15 protein-coding genes are annotated in these 17,062 nt (G+C 57.5%); 9 read left to right on the forward strand and 6 right to left on the reverse strand.

Annotated elements, in window-relative coordinates; genetic code table 11:
* The first annotated feature begins 33 nt into the window (after positions 1–33).
* Positions 34–888, forward strand: a complete 855-nt coding sequence (locus IM291_RS05130; protein ID WP_028012211.1) for a co-chaperone YbbN — start codon at positions 34–36, stop codon at positions 886–888.
* Between the two features lie 50 nt (positions 889–938).
* Here the strand turns inward: IM291_RS05130 and fetB are convergent, their stop codons facing one another.
* Both fetB and fetA read right to left on the reverse strand, forming a co-directional pair.
* On the reverse strand, positions 939–1,721 hold the full coding sequence (gene fetB / locus IM291_RS05135; protein WP_045260704.1) for an iron export ABC transporter permease subunit FetB: 783 nt from the start codon (positions 1,719–1,721) through the stop codon (positions 939–941).
* The gene (fetA, locus tag IM291_RS05140) at positions 1,714–2,385 is read right to left on the reverse strand and encodes an iron ABC transporter ATP-binding protein FetA (protein WP_028012209.1); all 672 of its coding nucleotides are present in this window, start codon (positions 2,383–2,385) and stop codon (positions 1,714–1,716) included. Before fetA ends, fetB begins: the two co-directional genes overlap by 8 nt.
* A 246-nt stretch (positions 2,386–2,631) precedes the next feature.
* Here fetA and IM291_RS05145 point away from each other — a divergent pair, with 246 nt between their 5' ends.
* The 3 genes from IM291_RS05145 (at position 2,632) to IM291_RS05155 (ending at position 4,963) form a co-directional block, all read left to right on the forward strand.
* The gene (locus IM291_RS05145; protein WP_041911048.1) at positions 2,632–3,489 is read left to right on the forward strand and encodes a hypothetical protein; all 858 of its coding nucleotides are present in this window, start codon (positions 2,632–2,634) and stop codon (positions 3,487–3,489) included.
* Positions 3,490–3,599: 110 nt separating this feature from the next.
* Entirely contained in the window at positions 3,600–4,514 is a 915-nt protein-coding gene (locus IM291_RS05150) for an SPFH domain-containing protein (protein WP_008499312.1), read from the forward strand.
* Positions 4,511–4,963 carry an NfeD family protein gene (locus IM291_RS05155; RefSeq protein ID WP_028012207.1) on the forward strand — a complete coding sequence of 151 codons (453 nt, stop codon included), beginning with the start codon at positions 4,511–4,513 and terminating at the stop codon, positions 4,961–4,963. Before IM291_RS05150 ends, IM291_RS05155 begins: the two co-directional genes overlap by 4 nt.
* Here the strand turns inward: IM291_RS05155 and cueR are convergent.
* A complete protein-coding gene (gene cueR / locus IM291_RS05160; RefSeq protein ID WP_028012206.1) occupies positions 4,960–5,370 on the reverse strand; it encodes a Cu(I)-responsive transcriptional regulator in 411 nt (136 codons plus the stop codon). The genes IM291_RS05155 and cueR overlap by 4 nt on opposite strands.
* A gap of 108 nt (positions 5,371–5,478) precedes the next feature.
* Between cueR and copA the strand changes: the two genes are divergently transcribed.
* From copA to ybaK, 3 genes are all read left to right on the forward strand, one after another.
* Positions 5,479–7,977 (forward strand): copper-exporting P-type ATPase CopA, encoded by a 2,499-nt coding sequence (gene copA, locus IM291_RS05165; protein ID WP_192986282.1) that lies wholly within the window; start codon positions 5,479–5,481, stop codon positions 7,975–7,977.
* 50 nt (positions 7,978–8,027) lie between these two features.
* Positions 8,028–8,822 carry a TraB/GumN family protein gene (locus tag IM291_RS05170; RefSeq protein WP_049000966.1) on the forward strand — a complete coding sequence of 265 codons (795 nt, stop codon included), beginning with the start codon at positions 8,028–8,030 and terminating at the stop codon, positions 8,820–8,822.
* 198 nt (positions 8,823–9,020) lie between these two features.
* A complete protein-coding gene (gene ybaK, locus IM291_RS05175) occupies positions 9,021–9,500 on the forward strand; it encodes a Cys-tRNA(Pro)/Cys-tRNA(Cys) deacylase YbaK (protein WP_008499307.1) in 480 nt (159 codons plus the stop codon).
* 119 nt (positions 9,501–9,619) lie between these two features.
* On the opposite strand, the gene ushA is transcribed toward ybaK, so the two are convergent.
* The gene (gene ushA, locus IM291_RS05180) at positions 9,620–11,272 is read right to left on the reverse strand and encodes a bifunctional UDP-sugar hydrolase/5'-nucleotidase UshA (protein ID WP_028012202.1); all 1,653 of its coding nucleotides are present in this window, start codon (positions 11,270–11,272) and stop codon (positions 9,620–9,622) included.
* A gap of 164 nt (positions 11,273–11,436) precedes the next feature.
* Between ushA and IM291_RS05185 the strand changes: the two genes are divergently transcribed.
* Both IM291_RS05185 and ybaL read left to right on the forward strand, forming a co-directional pair.
* A complete protein-coding gene (locus tag IM291_RS05185; RefSeq protein ID WP_028012201.1) occupies positions 11,437–12,645 on the forward strand; it encodes an MFS transporter in 1,209 nt (402 codons plus the stop codon).
* 232 nt (positions 12,646–12,877) lie between these two features.
* Positions 12,878–14,554 (forward strand): YbaL family putative K(+) efflux transporter, encoded by a 1,677-nt coding sequence (ybaL, locus tag IM291_RS05190; RefSeq protein WP_045260697.1) that lies wholly within the window; start codon positions 12,878–12,880, stop codon positions 14,552–14,554.
* 93 nt (positions 14,555–14,647) lie between these two features.
* Here ybaL and IM291_RS05195 read toward each other — a convergent pair whose 3' ends face one another.
* Together IM291_RS05195 and hemH are read right to left on the reverse strand one after the other, a co-directional pair.
* Complete coding sequence (locus IM291_RS05195; RefSeq protein WP_045260696.1) at positions 14,648–15,952, reverse strand: inosine/guanosine kinase; 1,305 nt, start codon at positions 15,950–15,952, stop codon at positions 14,648–14,650.
* A gap of 62 nt (positions 15,953–16,014) precedes the next feature.
* Complete coding sequence (hemH, locus tag IM291_RS05200) at positions 16,015–16,977, reverse strand: ferrochelatase (protein ID WP_192986284.1); 963 nt, start codon at positions 16,975–16,977, stop codon at positions 16,015–16,017.
* Positions 16,978–17,062 lie beyond the last annotated feature (85 nt).

Genomic DNA, 17,062 nt, shown 5'->3' on the forward strand with positions numbered 1-17,062 from the left:
TGTAAAGAGTAAACCGACAAAAGAGAAAGCCGCATGTCCGTACAGAATATCGTCAATATTACAGAAGCAAACCTGCAACAGGTCCTCGAACAGTCGATGGCTAAACCGGTGCTGTTCTACTTCTGGTCTGAGCGCAGCCAGCACTGTCTGCAGCTGACGCCGGTGCTGGAAAGCCTTGCCGCGCAGTACAACGGTCAGTTCATTCTGGCGAAACTGGATTGTGACGCCGAACCGATGGTGGCGTCGCAGTTTGGTCTGCGCGCCATTCCAACCGTTTATCTGTTCCAGAACGGCCAGCCTGTCGATGGCTTCCAGGGCCCCCAGCCGGAAGAGGCGATTCGCGCCCTGCTGGATAAAGTGCTGCCGCGCGAAGAAGAGCTGAAAGCGCAGGAAGCGATGGCGCTGATGCAGGAAGGCAAATACGACGAGGCGCTGCCGCTGCTGAAAGAGGCGTGGCAGCTGTCGAACCAGAACAGCCAGATCGGCCTGCTGCTGGCGGAAACGCAGATCGCCCTGCACCGTTCAGAAGACGCGGAAGCCGTGCTCAAGACGGTTCCAATGCAGGATCAGGACACCCGCTATCAGGGGCTGGTGGCGCAGATTGAGCTGCTGAAGCAGGCGGCGGACACTCCGGAAATTCAGCAGCTGCAGCAGCAGGTGGCCGACAACCCGGCGGATGCCGCGCTGGCAAGCCAGCTGGCGCTCCAGCTGCATCAGGTGGGACGTAACGAAGAGGCGCTGGAGCTGCTGTTCAGCCACCTGCAGAAAGATCTGGCTGCCGCAGACGGTCAGGCGCGCAAGATGTTCCAGGAGATCCTGGCCGCGCTGGGCACCGGAGACGCGCTGGCGTCGAAGTATCGTCGTCAGTTGTACGCGCTGCTCTACTAACAAAAAATGCCCGGTGGCGCTAACGCTTACCGGGCCTACAAAAACCGATATTACCCCGTCTTTTTCAACTGCGTCACCACCAGCTGGTGGCGTGGGTTGTAGAACTTCCGATAGGTCAGGTAGCAGGCAATGATGGTGGACAGGCTCGCCGTGGAAAGCAGCATAAACGTCACCATGATCTGATACTTAATCGCTTTTACCGGATCGATACCGGCAAAGATCAGCCCCGACATCATGCCCGGCAGGCTCACCAGCCCCACCGTTTTGGCAGAATCCACGGTCGGGATCAGCGATGAGCGAATGCTCTCACGAATCAGCCGCGCTGAAGCCACTTTTGGCGTCGCCCCCAGGCTTAACTTCTCCTGCAGCTGCTGCTGTTCACTGCTGAAACGCTGGCCGAGGTTGTTGTAGCACAGGCCAACGGCCACCATGGCGTTTCCCGCAATCATCCCGGAGATAGGGATCACCTGCATCGGCGTAAACTCAATCGAGCCAGAGAGCACCAGCACCGCCAGGGTGAGCGCCGTCCCGGTGGTAATCGCGATAAATGACGAGATAAACGCCTTATCAATATATTTACTGCGTTTCTGCGCGTTCCACGCCGCGTTAAAGCAGATGAAGAGCACCATCAGCAGCGTCAGCACCGCGTGGTTGACGTTGAAAATATACTTCAGCACATAGCCGACGATGATGAGCTGAACCACCGCGCGGCAGATACTCCAGACAATATCTTTTTCCAGGCCCAGCTTTTCCCGGTAGCTGACGACGATAGCAATCAGCACCAGCACCATCGAAAACGCCAGAGATTCATTGGTAATGTTATGCTCACCCACGGTTGGCCTCCTGCATTTTCCCGCCGTGCGGCTGGAGCGTAATCACGTCATCCGCATGGGTAATTTCGTTTGAGTCGTGCGTCACCCACAGCACGGCAATATTCTGCTCGCGGGCGTAACGATGAATAATCTCGTTGACGTTGCGTTTGTTGGCATCATCGAGCGCGCTGGTGATCTCATCCAGCAGCAATACCTTCGGTAAGAACTGCAGATTACGGATCAGCGAGACGCGCTGCTTTTCGCCGCCCGAGAGCTCACTGATGGATTTGGTCAGCGTCTCCTTCGCCAGGCCAAAACGGGCCAGATCGTCGATGAATTTTTCCGGCTCCGGCGTTTTATTGCGGATTTGCCACGGAAAAATCAGGTTATCAAAAACCGTGTCGCCAAAAAGCACGGGCGTTTGGACGCAATAAGAGACCTGCTGGCGATAGCTTTCCGGGGAAAGTGACGCAATATCCTGCCCTTCAAACAGAATGGTTCCCTCCGTTGGGCTCAGCAGTGAGGCCACAATCTTCAGTAAGGTGCTTTTACCGCAGCCTGACGGTCCCGTTATCAGCTTGAACTCACCGGGAGAAAGGTTAAACCCGACATGCTGAAGGATCGTGTTATTTGCGACACGAAAGCCGACGTCCTTTATCTGCAAAACTGCATTTTCGTTGTTCATATTTTTTCCAGTAACTCCTGAGCGTAATTAGCATAATCCGTGCCGCACGTTCGTCACAACGCGTTTTAGCGCCCCCTTTCGCCACCAAGACTTCCGATTGTGTTTACCGTGCATTCATTAGACATGCTTTACACTTTCGCTTTACAGTTTACGCCGTGACCTTAGCGACACTTCCGTATCCCTGGTTTAGAACATTCGTTAAAGTGGTGTTAAGCTCTGCCCGCAACACAATAAGGAAGTACAAGAATGTCTAATATTCACACTTTTTATGAGTTTTCTGAACTTGAACCCGGCGTGAAAACCATCGATCAGCTTCTTGCTGCCATTGCTTCAGAATCCGTTACGGCTTATGTGTTCGGGGGAGAGCTTGTCCGGTTCGTTAAGGGCCTGCTGAAGATGAAGCCGGTCATTCAGCTGAAGAATTGCCGCTTTGCGTTTGATAACGGCACTCGCTTCGTTGAAATCGACGGCAGAGGGAATGTCAAAGAGTTCGAGCCGGGCAAGGTTCCGGCCTGGTTCCAGTCTCCCGGTGAGTTTGCCCGCGGCCAGTGGCTGGTCAACCATGATTTTGCGGACCTGATGACGCCGGAATTTATCCGCGCGTTTATTGAGCGCTTCCCGGACGTAAGCAAACGACGCGAACACGCGAACCTGCTGTTCGATCTGCAGCTCAATAAGCTGGCGCCCGCGCAGCCCGCGGCGAAAAAGACAGGCAACGTTCAGGGCAAAACGACCAAACCCAAAGTCACCGATCTGCAGTCTTTCGAACTCTTCAGCCAGTTTTATGCGCGTATGAAAACGGCAGTCTGTGCAGACCAGTTCCCGACGCTGCAAATTCTGACGGGACACGACGCCGTCAACGACGCGCCCACCTCTCTGAAGGGCGCGGTTCGCACCTGGTTCAAAGGGATCACCGGTCAGCTTCCGCCGAACAACAAGCGCGTGGGCGCGGGCAATGCGGAACTGTTCTGCGCGCCGATCCGCGAGCAGCTGCGCCAGGTCGAAGAGATTGGGCTGGAGACCTTCTATCACGGCCTGTCGAAAGCCATCGCCGATGCGGGTGACGATGCGCTGATCGCTGACTTTACCTACAGCTACCACTAACGCTCTGCCCCGCCCGTCGGACGGGGCGAATTTTAGCCCATTAGCCGATATACTTACGAATAGCAAACACGCGCTTTTTCTCATCAAAGCATGCAAAACAGGAGGTTTTTATGCTCATCGTTGTTCCCGTCCTTATATTCGTCGCGCTGGTTATCGTGGGCGCAGGTGTCAAAATTGTCCCTCAGGGTTACCAGTGGACCGTCGAGCGCTTCGGCCGCTATACCAACACGCTGCAGCCCGGCCTGAGCCTGATTGTTCCGTTCATGGACCGGATCGGCCGCAAGATCAACATGATGGAGCAGGTGCTGGATATCCCCTCTCAGGAAGTGATCTCCAAAGATAACGCCAACGTTACCATTGATGCCGTCTGCTTTATTCAGGTGATTGATGCGCCGAAAGCGGCCTATGAGGTGAGCAACCTGGAGCTGGCGATCGTCAACCTGACGATGACCAACATCCGTACCGTGCTCGGCTCGATGGAGCTGGACGAAATGCTCTCCCAGCGCGACAGCATCAATACCCGCCTGCTGCACATTGTTGACGAGGCAACGAACCCGTGGGGGATCAAAGTCACCCGTATTGAGATCCGCGACGTGCGCCCACCGGCAGAGCTGATCGCCTCCATGAACGCGCAGATGAAGGCCGAGCGTACCAAGCGTGCCTATATTCTGGAAGCCGAAGGGGTCCGTCAGGCGGAGATCCTTAAAGCGGAAGGGGAAAAACAGTCGCAGATTCTGAAAGCCGAAGGCGACCGTCAGTCCGCGTTCTTACAGGCGGAAGCGCGTGAACGTTCCGCAGAAGCGGAAGCCCGTGCGACACAGATGGTCTCCGAGGCGATTGCCGCCGGAGATATCCAGGCCGTGAACTACTTCGTGGCGCAAAAATATACCGATGCGCTGAAAGAGATCGGCTCCGCGAACAACAGCAAAGTGGTGATGATGCCCCTGGACGCCAGCAGCCTGATGGGCTCTATCGCGGGGATCGCCGAACTGATCAAAGACAGCGGAAACGAGCGTAAAAAATGATTGAGCTCATCGTTGCACATCCTCATGCCTTCTGGCTAAGCCTCGGTGGCTTATTGCTGGCGGCGGAGATGCTTGGCGGCAACGGCTACCTGCTCTGGAGCGGTGTTGCCGCAGTCATTACGGGCCTGCTGGTCTGGATCCTTCCTCTGGGCTGGGCGTGGCAGGGCGCGCTGTTTGCCGTGTTGACGCTGGTTGCCGCCTGGCTGTGGTGGCGCTGGCTTAACCGTCAGGTCAAAGAGCAGAAACCGCTGGACGCGCATCTTAACCAGCGCGGACAGCAAATTGTCGGCAAGCGCTTTACGCTCGACGCCGCGCTGGTGAACGGGCGCGGGCACATGCGCGTGGGCGACAGCTCGTGGCCGGTGGTGGCCGACGACGACCTCAGTGCCGGAACGCAGGTTGAGGTCATTGCGGTGGAAGGGATTACGCTGCGGGTAAAAGCCTGCTAGACGTGGGTTTTGCGATGGCAGCAGCCGGCAAGATTATCAATAATCGGGCAGTCGGCGCTGTCATCACCCGGACAGGATTCCGCCAGCTGCAGCAGCTGTTCGCGCATCGCCTGTAGCTCGATAATGTGGCGCTCGATCTCCGCCACTTTTTCCAGCGTGCGTTTTTTCACGTCCGCGCTGTGGCGCTTCGGATCGTTAAACAGGTTAACCAGCTCGCCGCACTCTTCCAGGTTAAACCCCACCTGTCTTGCCTGGCGCAGCAGCGTCAGTTCATCGAGATGCAGCTGCGTGTAGCTGCGGTAGCCGTTTTCACTGCGCAGCGGTGGCGTTACCAGCCCCTTCTCTTCATAAAAGCGGATCGCCTTGCTGGTTAAGCCGGTTTTTTTTGCCACGTCACTGATATTCACATTTCCCCCTTGACCTTCCCCTTGATGGAAGGTTTAACCTTCATAACAGTTAGCGAAAAGCGTTACTCCGGTCAACAACTGACCAATATATTATACGGGAGTTTTGTTATGTCTCACACTATCGACCTGACGCTGGACGGCCTCTCCTGCGGCCACTGCGTCAAACGCGTTAAAGAAAGCCTGGAACAGCGTCCTGACGTTGAAAGCGCTGAAGTGACTATCGACCATGCCGCCGTGACCGGCAGCGCCAGCGCGGACGCGCTGATTGATACCATTAAACAGGCCGGTTATGGGGCGGAGTTAAGCCACCCAAAGGCTAACCCGCTGGCAGAGTCATCATCCCCGTCGGAAGCGCTGACAGCGGCCACTCCTGAGCTTCCGGCAGCAGATGATATTGATGACAGCCAACAGCTGCTGATCAACGGCATGAGCTGCGCCAGCTGCGTCTCCCGCGTGCAGAACGCCCTGCAGGCGGTACCGGGCGTCGCACAGGCACGGGTCAACCTTGCGGAGCGTACTGCGCTGGTGATGGGCAGTGCCTCCGCCGCAGATTTAGTGCAGGCCGTGGAAAAAGCGGGCTACGGGGCGGAGGCCATCGAAGATGATGCCGAGCGCCGCGAGCGCCAGCAGGAAACGGCTATTGCCACCATGAAGCGCTTCCGCTGGCAGGCGATCGTCGCCCTGCTGGTCGGTATTCCGGTGATGGTGTGGGGCATGATGGGTGACAACATGATGGTCACCGCAGACAACCGCACGCTGTGGCTGGTGATTGGTTTAATTACCCTTGCGGTCATGGTCTTTGCAGGTGGGCATTTTTATACCAGCGCCTGGAAGAGCCTGAAAAACCGCACGGCGACGATGGATACGCTGGTTGCGCTCGGTACCGGCGCGGCGTGGCTGTACTCCATGAGCGTGAACGTCTGGCCCCAGTGGTTCCCGATGGAAGCCCGCCATCTCTATTATGAAGCCAGCGCCATGATTATCGGCCTGATTAACCTGGGCCACATGTTGGAAGCGCGTGCCCGTCAGCGCTCCTCGAAAGCGCTGGAACGCTTGCTCGATTTAACCCCGCCGACGGCCCGCGTGGTCACGGACGATGGGGAAAAAAGCGTCCCGCTGGCGAAGGTACAGCCGGGCATGACGCTGCGCCTGACCACCGGCGACCGGGTGCCCGTCGACGGTGAAATCACCCAGGGCGACGCCTGGCTGGATGAAGCGATGTTGACCGGGGAGCCGATCCCCCAACAAAAATCACAGGGCGATGCGGTTCATGCCGGTACGGTAGTGCAGGACGGCAGCGTGCTGTTCCGCGCCAGTGCCGTCGGTAGCCACACCACGCTGTCACGTATTATCCGCATGGTCCGCCAGGCCCAGAGCAGCAAGCCGGAGATTGGCCAGCTTGCTGACAAAATCTCGGCCATTTTTGTGCCGGTAGTGGTCGGCATTGCTCTGCTGAGCGCGGCAATCTGGTATTTCTTCGGCCCGGCACCGCAGATTGTCTACACCCTGGTCATCGCCACTACGGTGCTGATCATCGCCTGTCCGTGCGCTCTTGGCCTGGCGACGCCGATGTCGATTATCTCCGGCGTGGGCCGTGCCGCCGAGTTTGGCGTGCTGGTCCGTGATGCGGATGCCCTGCAGCGGGCAAGCACCCTGGATACGATTGTCTTTGATAAAACCGGCACGCTGACCGAGGGCAAACCGCAGGTAGTGGCCGTGAGCACCGCTGGCATTGCGCAAGAGGACGCGCTGCGCCTTGCCGCCGCGCTGGAGCAGGGTTCCAGCCACCCGCTGGCCCGCGCCATTCTCGATAAGGCGAATGCTTCTGCCCTGCCGCAGGTCAGCAATTTCCGTACCCTGCGCGGGCTTGGCGTCAGCGGTGAAGCCGACGGCCACGCGCTGCTGCTGGGTAACCAGGCATTGCTGAATGAAAACGGTGTTGATACGTCCGCGCTGGAAGAAGAGCTGAAAGCACAGGCGTCTCGGGGCGCCACTCCGGTTCTGCTGGCGGTGGATGGCAAAGCCGCCGCGCTGCTGGCCGTGCGCGATCCGCTTCGCCAGGACAGCGTGGATGCCTTACAGCGCCTGCACCGCGCGGGCTATCGCCTGGTGATGCTGACCGGGGATAACCCGACCACCGCCAACGCCATCGCGAAAGAGGCCGGTATTGATGAGGTGATTGCGGGCGTGCTGCCGGACGGCAAAGCGGACGCCATCAAGAACCTGCAAAGTCAGGGTCGCCAGGTGGCGATGGTGGGCGACGGCATCAACGACGCCCCGGCGCTGGCCCAGGCGGACGTAGGGATAGCCATGGGTGGCGGGAGCGATGTCGCCATTGAAACCGCCGCCATTACGCTGATGCGCCACAGCCTGATGGGCGTTGCCGACGCCCTGGCCATTTCGAAAGCCACGTTGCGCAACATGAAGCAGAACCTGCTGGGGGCGTTCATCTATAACTCGCTCGGTATTCCGGTTGCTGCCGGCATTTTGTGGCCGCTAACCGGCACCCTGCTGAACCCGGTGGTTGCGGGTGCGGCGATGGCACTTTCTTCCATTACCGTGGTGAGCAACGCCAACCGTCTGCTGCGGTTTAAACCGAAGGATTGAACCTTGTTCTCGTACGCGCTAGCATGATCCTTTCCGGTCATGGAGCGCGTATGAGTCTGTTTAATCGTATAAAAGCATCGTTTCGCGCCCTCTTTCCCCGCCGCTATGCCTGGCCCGGCCTGGATATCTCGCTTCCCGGCGGGCAACACCTGCACCTGGTCGGCAGCATCCATATGGGCACGCAGGGAATGTCTCCTCTGCCATCCGGTCTGATAAAACGCCTGAAGCGCGCCGACGCGCTGGTCGTCGAGGCGGACATTTCCGGCCACGAGTCGCCGTTTGCCGGGCTTGAAAGCGATCTCCCGCTGGCGGAGCGCCTGAACGACGACCAGCTCGCGGAGCTGAGGCGCGTGGCGGCAGAAACCGGCGTGTCGCTCTCCATGATTGACAACCTGCCGCTGTGGCAAATTGCGATGGTGCTGCAGGCCACGCAGGCGCAGCGTCTGGGCCTGCGCGGTGACTACGGCATTGATTACCAGCTGCTGAACGTGGCGCGGGCGCGCCGTATGCCCATCATCGAGCTGGAAGGGACGGACAGCCAGATTGCGCTCCTGCGCCAGCTTCCTGACGACGGTCTGATGCTGCTGGATGATACCCTGACCCACTGGCACACCAACGCGCGTCTGCTGCAAACCATGATTGGCTGGTGGCTGGATGCGCCGCCCGCGGACGGTAAGCTGGCGCTACCGTCGACGTTCAGTGAATCGCTTTATGATGTGCTGATGAATGCGCGCAACAAAGCCTGGCGAGAGACGCTGCATGCTTTACCTGCGGGGGAGTACGTGGTCGCGGTCGGGGCGCTGCATTTATACGGCGAAGGGAATTTGCCGTCGCTGTTGAAATAAAAAAATGGCCAATATCTCTATTGGCCCGTCAAAGAGGAATTTCATCGTTTTTATTATACCGAAGTGACCTTCGGCTGAGCCGATTGTCGCTCAAAGTGACCATCACTGCCAACACTATTGCGCAAGATGGTGCTATTTTTTAGACAAACGTCAGGCGTATGCTGGCTGCATGAATTGTCTGACGTAAGAAGGATAGCTATGACTCCCGCCGTTAAATTACTCGAAAAAAACAATATTTCTTTCCGGATCCATACTTACGATCACGATCCGAACGAAACCAACTTTGGTGATGAAGTGGTGCGCAAGCTGGGGCTGAACGCTGATCAGGTCTATAAAACGCTGCTGGTGGCGGTGAATGGCGATATGAAGCACCTCGCCGTGGCGGTAACGCCCGTTGCCGGACAGCTCGATCTCAAAAAGGTAGCGAAAGCGCTGGGGGCGAAAAAGGTGGATATGGCGGACCCGATGGTTGCGCAACGCACCACGGGCTATCTGGTGGGCGGGATCAGCCCGCTCGGACAGAAAAAGCGCCTGCCGACGCTGATCGATGCGCCTTCGCAGGAATTTGAGACGATCTATATTTCGGGCGGTAAACGCGGGCTGGATATTGAACTGGCCGCGGGCGATCTGGCGAAAATGCTGGACGCGAAGTTTGCGGATATTGCCCGCCGGGAGTAAAAAAAGCCGGGTGGCGGCTACGAGGTAAAAGCAAAACGGTAACAGGCGTTACCGTTTTTTGTGTTCGCGCCCTCTCCCTGTGGGAGAGGGTTGGAATGAGGGCATCAGGCCGCACAACACTACTGCCAGCTCACTTCACCTTTCGGCTCATAGGCATTCACGTCAATCGGCGAGTTCTGCTCGATGTACTGCTTCAGCACTTCCGCATCAATAAAACCGGTGTTTACGTAGCCCGGTTTATTATCGATGTGCGGATAGCCGTCGCCGCCGGTGGCGTTAAAGCTTAACGTCGCCAGACGGTAGGTTTTCGCAGGGTCTACCGGCTCGCCTTTGATTTTGAGATCGTTGAGCTTGCCGTCCTTCGCCACAAAGCTGACGTTGGCAAACTGCGGATAGGCACCCGAGTCCGGCTTCATCTGCGCCACGGCGGTCAGGTAGTCAACGACCTCTTTCCCGCTCATATCCGCATACACCACCACGTTGCCGAACGGCTGCACCTTCAGCACGTCTTTATAGGTGATGTTTCCGCCTTCGATGGAGTCACGAATGCCGCCGCCGCTCATCACGCCGAAGTCCGCATTCGTGCGCGCCATCTGCGCCGCCAGCACCAGATGGCCCATGTTGGTCTGCACGAAGCGGACTTTACTGCGGTCCCCTTCCAGACGACCGTTCAGCGTGCCGATTTTCACGTCCAGCTGCGCCTTGCCTTTGTTCTGGAACGGCGTCAGCAGGGAGAGCATCTGCTGGTTTTCAGCAATCTCTGGCGTGTAAAGTACGCGCTCGCTTTTCCCGTCCGGGTAGGTGACTTTCTTCTTCAGGTTCACCGGGATAAGCTGATAGCGCACCAGCTTCATCTCACCGTTACGAAACTCAAAGTCCGCCCGACCCACGTATTTACCCCACTCGTGGGCCTGCACAATCCAGATCCCGTTCTGACGATCTGGCGCACACGGCGTGCCCGGCACGTAGTCCACCTGCTTTTTGTTCTCCGACGCCATGCACACCGGATCCTGCGAGTGACCGCCCACAATCATCGCCAGCGAGCCCGCTGGCAGGCTGCGCGCCATCTCCACGTCGCCGGGCGCATTGGAGCCGTGCTCGCCGTTATCGTAGTGTCCCATGTGGGTAGTGGCGATAATCACGTCCGGCTTTTCGTTCTGCTGCAGCTCCTGAATCACCAGCTTCGCTTCGTCTGCCGGTTTGCGGAATTCGATATCGGTGAAGAACTCAGGGTTACCGATTTTTGCCGTATCGTCGGTGGTTAAGCCGATGACCGCGATTTTGAGATCCTGACGCTTAAACAGCGCCCACGGTTTAAACAGACGTTCGCCGGTGCTTTTCTGGTAAATATTGGCGGAGAGGAACGGGAATTTGGACCATTTCTCCTGCTGGCGCAGCACGCTCAGCGGATTGTCAAACTCGTGGTTGCCAACGGCCATCGCGTCGTAACCGATTAAATTCATGCCGCGGAAATCGGGTTCAGCATCCTGTAAATCCGATTCCGGCACGCCGGTATTAATATCCCCGCCTGAGAGCAACAGCACGCTGCCGCCCTGGGCCGCCACCTCTTTGCGAATGCCGTCCACCAGTGTTTTTTGCGCCGACAGACCATACTCGCCGTATTCACTGCGCCAGAAATGACCGTGATGATCGTTGGTATGCAGAATGGTGATTTTATAGGTTTTATCTTTTTCATACGCCTGCGCGGGCAGGCTTGCCAGGCCCCATGCGGCAATAAGCGCCAGCGCGACGCCCCGCTTCATTAACTTCATCTTCTCTCTCCCTGACCAATAGACAAAGGCAAAAATTACAGTGACTAACAAGAATAGACAAATAAGTTTTCAGAATTGCGACTTTCTTCAAATGTCACGGACGAGTATGTTAGTCGGATAATAATTACTCCCTGCATCTCTAATAACAAATTGACGTGGTATTTATGGCAATCAGTGAATCAACCCAGCCCGCTCCGGGCGCGCCGGCGTCGCGCACCTCTTTTAAAGTTTTAGGCGCAATCAGCCTCTCGCACCTGCTCAACGACATGATCCAGTCGTTAATTCTGGCGATCTACCCGCTGCTGCAGTCCGAATTTTCGTTAACCTTCGTACAGATCGGGATGATCACCCTGACCTTCCAGCTGGCCTCGTCGCTGCTGCAGCCGGTGGTGGGTTACTGGACGGATAAATACCCGATGCCGTGGTCGCTGCCGATAGGCATGTGCTTTACCTTAAGCGGGCTGGTGCTGCTGGCTATGGCAGGCAGTTTTGAAGCGGTTCTGCTCGCCGCCGCGCTGGTGGGGACCGGCTCGTCCGTCTTCCATCCGGAGTCCTCACGCGTGGCGCGTATGGCCTCCGGTGGCCGTCACGGGCTGGCGCAGTCACTCTTCCAGGTAGGGGGCAACTTCGGTAGCTCCCTCGGCCCGCTGCTGGCGGCGGTGATTATCGCCCCGTATGGCAAAGGCAATGTGGCCTGGTTTGTGCTGGCCGCCCTGCTCGCCATTGTCGTGCTGGCACAGATCAGCCGCTGGTACGCCGCCCAGCATCGCGTGAACAAAGGGAAACCTAAAGCGAAGGTTATCAATCCCCTGCCTCGTAATAAGGTCATTCTTGCGGTCTCCGTGCTGCTGGTGCTGATTTTCTCGAAATACTTCTATATGGCGAGCATTAGCAGCTATTACACCTTTTATCTGATGCAAAAATTCGGATTATCGGTACAAAACGCGCAGTTTCACCTGTTTGCTTTCCTCTTCGCGGTGGCCGCAGGAACGGTCATTGGCGGGCCGGTGGGGGATAAAATTGGCCGTAAATATGTCATTTGGGGCTCTATCCTCGGGGTGGCGCCGTTTACCCTTATTTTGCCGTACGCAAGCCTGGAATGGACCGGGATTTTAACCGTGATAATCGGTTTTATCCTCGCCTCCGCGTTTTCCGCTATCCTGGTCTATGCTCAGGAGCTGCTGCCGGGCCGTATTGGTATGGTTTCCGGGCTCTTTTTCGGTTTCGCCTTTGGGATGGGCGGCCTTGGCGCAGCCGTATTAGGGATGGTTGCGGATCACACCAGCATCTTCCTGGTTTACAAAATCTGCGCTTTCCTGCCGCTTCTTGGGATGTTGACCATATTTCTGCCTGATAATCGCCACAAAGCGTAAATTACGGGCAGCCAAAGTTTGACTTTGGCTGCCTGACAGCCTGATGCCATAAGGGTTTCTTCTTTCTCCTCTTGCGTAATTTATCAAAATGCGCTTTTTTACGCGCATATTGCTGTTTTATTCAAACTTCAACAATTATTCATAAACATAAGGGTAAAAATTGTCATAAACTATTACCTGGCTTTTTGGTATTCACGCCAAAAATGGAACACTCACCACGAAAGGAGACGGAATGCACCACGCCACACCGCTTATTACCACCATTGTTGGTGGACTTGTGCTCGCTTTTATCCTTGGCATGATTGCCAATAAGCTGCGTATTTCTCCTCTTGTCGGCTATCTGCTGGCAGGTGTGCTGGCGGGACCGTTTACGCCAGGTTTTGTTGCGGATACCAAACTGGCTCCTGAACTGGCGGAATTGGGCGTGATTCTGCTGATGTTTGGCGTCGGTCTGCATTTTTCGCTGAAGGACCTGATGGCGGTAAAGTCGATCGCCATACCCGGAGCGATCGCCCAGATAGGGGTGGCGACGCTGCTGGGCATGGCGCTTTCGGCAGTGCTGGGCTGGTCGCTGATGACCGGCATCGTCTTTGGGCTGTGCCTCTCCACCGCCAGTACCGTGGTGCTGCTGCGCGCGCTTGAAGAGAGGCAGCTGATAGACAGCCAGCGCGGGCAAATCGCGATTGGCTGGCTGATTGTAGAAGATCTGGTCATGGTCCTGACGCTGGTACTGCTGCCCGCCGTCGCCGGGATGATGGAAAAAGACAACGTCGGCTTCGCCTCGCTGGCGCTGGATATGAGCATCACCATCGGTAAAGTGGTGGCGTTTATCGCCATCATGATGCTGGTGGGTCGCCGTCTGGTGCCGTGGATCATGTCCCGCAGCGCGGCAACCGGCTCCCGCGAGCTGTTTACCCTCTCCGTGCTGGCGCTGGCGCTGGGCATCGCCTTCGGTGCCGTTGAGCTGTTTGATGTCTCCTTTGCCCTGGGGGCGTTCTTCGCCGGGATGGTGCTGAACGAATCCGAGCTGAGCCACCGTGCGGCGCACGACACGCTGCCGCTGCGCGATGCGTTTGCCGTGCTGTTCTTCGTCTCCGTCGGGATGCTGTTCGACCCGCTGGTGCTGATCCAGCAGCCGCTGGCCGTGCTGGGCACGCTGGCGATCATTATTTTTGGTAAGTCGCTCGCGGCTTTCTTCCTGGTGCGAATGTTCGGCCACTCCCCGCGCACGGCGCTGACCATTGCCGCCAGCCTGGCGCAGATCGGTGAGTTCGCCTTTATTCTGGCCGGTCTGGGCATGGCATTGAACCTGCTGCCACAGGCGGGGCAAAATCTGGTGCTGGCAGGGGCAATCCTCTCCATCATGCTAAACCCGGTATTGTTTGCCCTGCTGGAAAAATACCTCGAGAAGACCGAAACCCTCGAAGAGCAGACGCTGGAAGAGGCAACGGAAGAAGAGAAGCAGATCCCGGTGGATATTTGTAATCACGCCCTGCTGGTGGGCTTTGGCCGCGTGGGTAGCCTGCTCGGCGAGAAGCTGATGGCTCAGGGGATCCCGCTGGTGGTGATTGAGACGTCACGCACCCGCGTGGATGAGCTTCGCGAGCGCGGGATTCGTGCGGTGCTGGGCAATGCGGCAAACGAAGAGATCATGGAGCTGGCACATCTGGACTGCGCCCGCTGGCTGCTGCTGACCATTCCAAACGGTTATGAAGCGGGTGAGATTGTGGCCTCCGCGCGTGAGAAGTGCCCCGGTATTGAGATCATTGCCCGAGCGCACTATGACGACGAGGTGGAGTACATTACCGAGCGCGGCGCGAATCAGGTGGTGATGGGCGAGCGTGAGATTGCGAACACCATGCTGACGCTGCTGACGAAGCCGCCAGTTGAAGAGGCGGTTACGGGGTAAGTTTACTGCGGCCTGATGCCCTCACCCTGGCCCTCTCCCACAGGGAGAGGGAACAAATACTAAAAACGGCAACCACAGGTTGCCGTTTTGCTTTTACCTGTCCCAGTACGCCTCTTCGAGGCTGTCTTCTCGTTCCGGCAGACCGCGCGTTAAGCGCGGCGAATGCTGGTTCAGCACCTGGTAGCTCACGCGGTTGGCGTACTTACACACCTGCGCCAGCGACGAATAGGTCAGCCAGCTGAACTTGTGCTTGCTGGAGTTCGGCACATTAGTTTTGTGATAGGCGTTCGCGGTAATGTCATGCAGCAGCGCGGCCAGCGCACCGTCGCCCGCGCCGTTAGTGTTCATGATCTTCTCCGGCCCGCCCATATACGGCGCAATGTGGGAGTAGATACGCAGCGGATTCACGCAGTCTTTGTGGCGCATGCCGCGGCTGAACTCGTACTGGTTGAACTCCGCAATCGCCCCCGGCAGCAGCGGGTGCTGGGTTTTGCGCTTGCTCTCTTCTTCCGTGAACCCCGCCATATACAGCCCAACCGGACCCGCGGTGCAGAGCACCAGATCCACCCAGTCCAGCGCTTTGTCGGACGCCAGTAGCGGATCGCTTTCACCGGTCAGCGCCTCGGCCTCTTCTTCGTTCATCGCCAGAATCGAGACGTGCTCTTTCAGGAAGGTCTGCCACCACTCCGGGTTATCGGCAATCACAAATTTGGTGCCCAGGGTTAACACTACCGGCACATCGTACTTTTTCGCGTACTCAATCGCCTTCATGGTCGCTTCCGGCATAGGCTCGCCCGGCTTGCAGCGCACCAGGTAGGAGGTCAGTACCAGCGCAGACGCGCCCGCGATCACCTCTTCGGGAATGCTTTCCGCGCGCAGCTTGTTCATGTGGCCCGGGCTGATGGCAAAGGTACGCTCGCCGGATTCGCCGATCAGCGTAAAGCAGCGGCCAATCGGCCCGTCTACGCCCTGGAGATAGTTAAGATCGGTGCGGCTGGAGGTGTTGCACAGGTAGCGGTAGGCGTAGCCACCGATTTCGATATTGCTGCACATCACGCCGAGCAGCACCGAGCGGTCATCTGCCAGCACCGAGTAGTTGTGCATGGTGTTGCCGATGGTGCCGCCAGCGAACTGATGGGTAATCAGATTTTCGCGCACCAGCTCCTGATACAGCGCTTCGGCAACGTCGTCCTCAATCACCAGCGAGTGACCGGCGCTCAGACCGTAACGGGCGACAAACTCATCATCCACTTTCGCTTCAATGTCCACCAGCGTCTGGTCGATACCGACAACCCAGGCCGCGCTGGTTTCATTTTCAGGCTGGATTTGCTGCAGGAGCGGATCGCGGGCATCGACGGGAAAGTAGTGTTTGGATTTGCGTTTACCGGGAAATTTCATGGTCTGAACTGTACGAAGAATATGGGCCGGGAATGGTAGCACAAACCCGGCCCGGAGTGCGATCAGCGGCTGTTCGTCACCAGCGAGACCATCATGTCGATATGCTCAGGTGAGTCGTTAAGCGCCGGAATGTACTCATACTTTTCGCCGCCGGCCTCAAGGAAAAATTCCCGGTTTTGCACCGCGACCTCCTCCAGCGTTTCAAGGCAGTCCGCCGAGAAGCCCGGCGACATCACCTGAATGTGCTTCACGCCCTTCTCGCCAAGCATTTTGAGGGTTTCATCGGTGTACGGCGTCAGCCACGGCTCGCGGCCAAAGCGCGACTGGAAGGTCATCATCACCTTCTCCGGCGGCAGGCCAAGGGCGGAGACCAGCTCGCGGGTGGTATCGCGGCAGCGCTGGGGGTAATCATCCCCTTCATTGGCGAAACGCTGCGGAATACCGTGATAGGAGAGCAGCAGCAGATCCGGTTCGCCGTGCTTTTCAAACGACGCACGAGCGCTGTTGGCAAGGGCCTTGATGTAGAGGTCGTTATCGGCGTAATCGCGAATAAAGGTCACGCCTGGAATGCGGCGACGCGTCTTCAGAATACGCGCCAGCTCGTCCCAGACGGCGGCCACCGTCGAGCAGGAGTACTGCGGATACAAGGCCAGCACGACGATATGATCCACGCCCTGTGCCAGCAGCGCGTCGACGGCGCTTTCCAGCGAAGGTTTACCGTAGCTCATGCCGAGTGCGACGGGCATATCCGGCAGACGGGCGGCCAGCGCTTTTTCCTGACGACGGCTGTACACCATCAGCGGCGAGCCCTCTTCCATCCAGACGGACTGATAAAGTTTGGCGACGCGCGGAGAGCGAATCGGCAGAATGACGCCACGCAGCAGCGGCCACCACAGCAGTCTCGGAAAATCCACGACGCGCGTGTCGCTTAAAAATTGTCGCAGGTAGCGTTTTACCGCCGCTGGAGTGGGTGCTTCTGGGGTGCCCAGATTGGCAAGCAGGATGCCGGTTTTCGCCTGACTCATTCACGCCTCTTAACCATTTGATAGGTTGTCAATTGTAGCGGAAATGCGTTTAAACGAAACCCATTGCTGTAATAGGTAAGATGAG

This window comes from Enterobacter cloacae complex sp. P27C (genome assembly GCF_014895705.1).
Classification (GTDB): Bacteria; Pseudomonadota; Gammaproteobacteria; order Enterobacterales; family Enterobacteriaceae; genus Enterobacter; species Enterobacter bugandensis.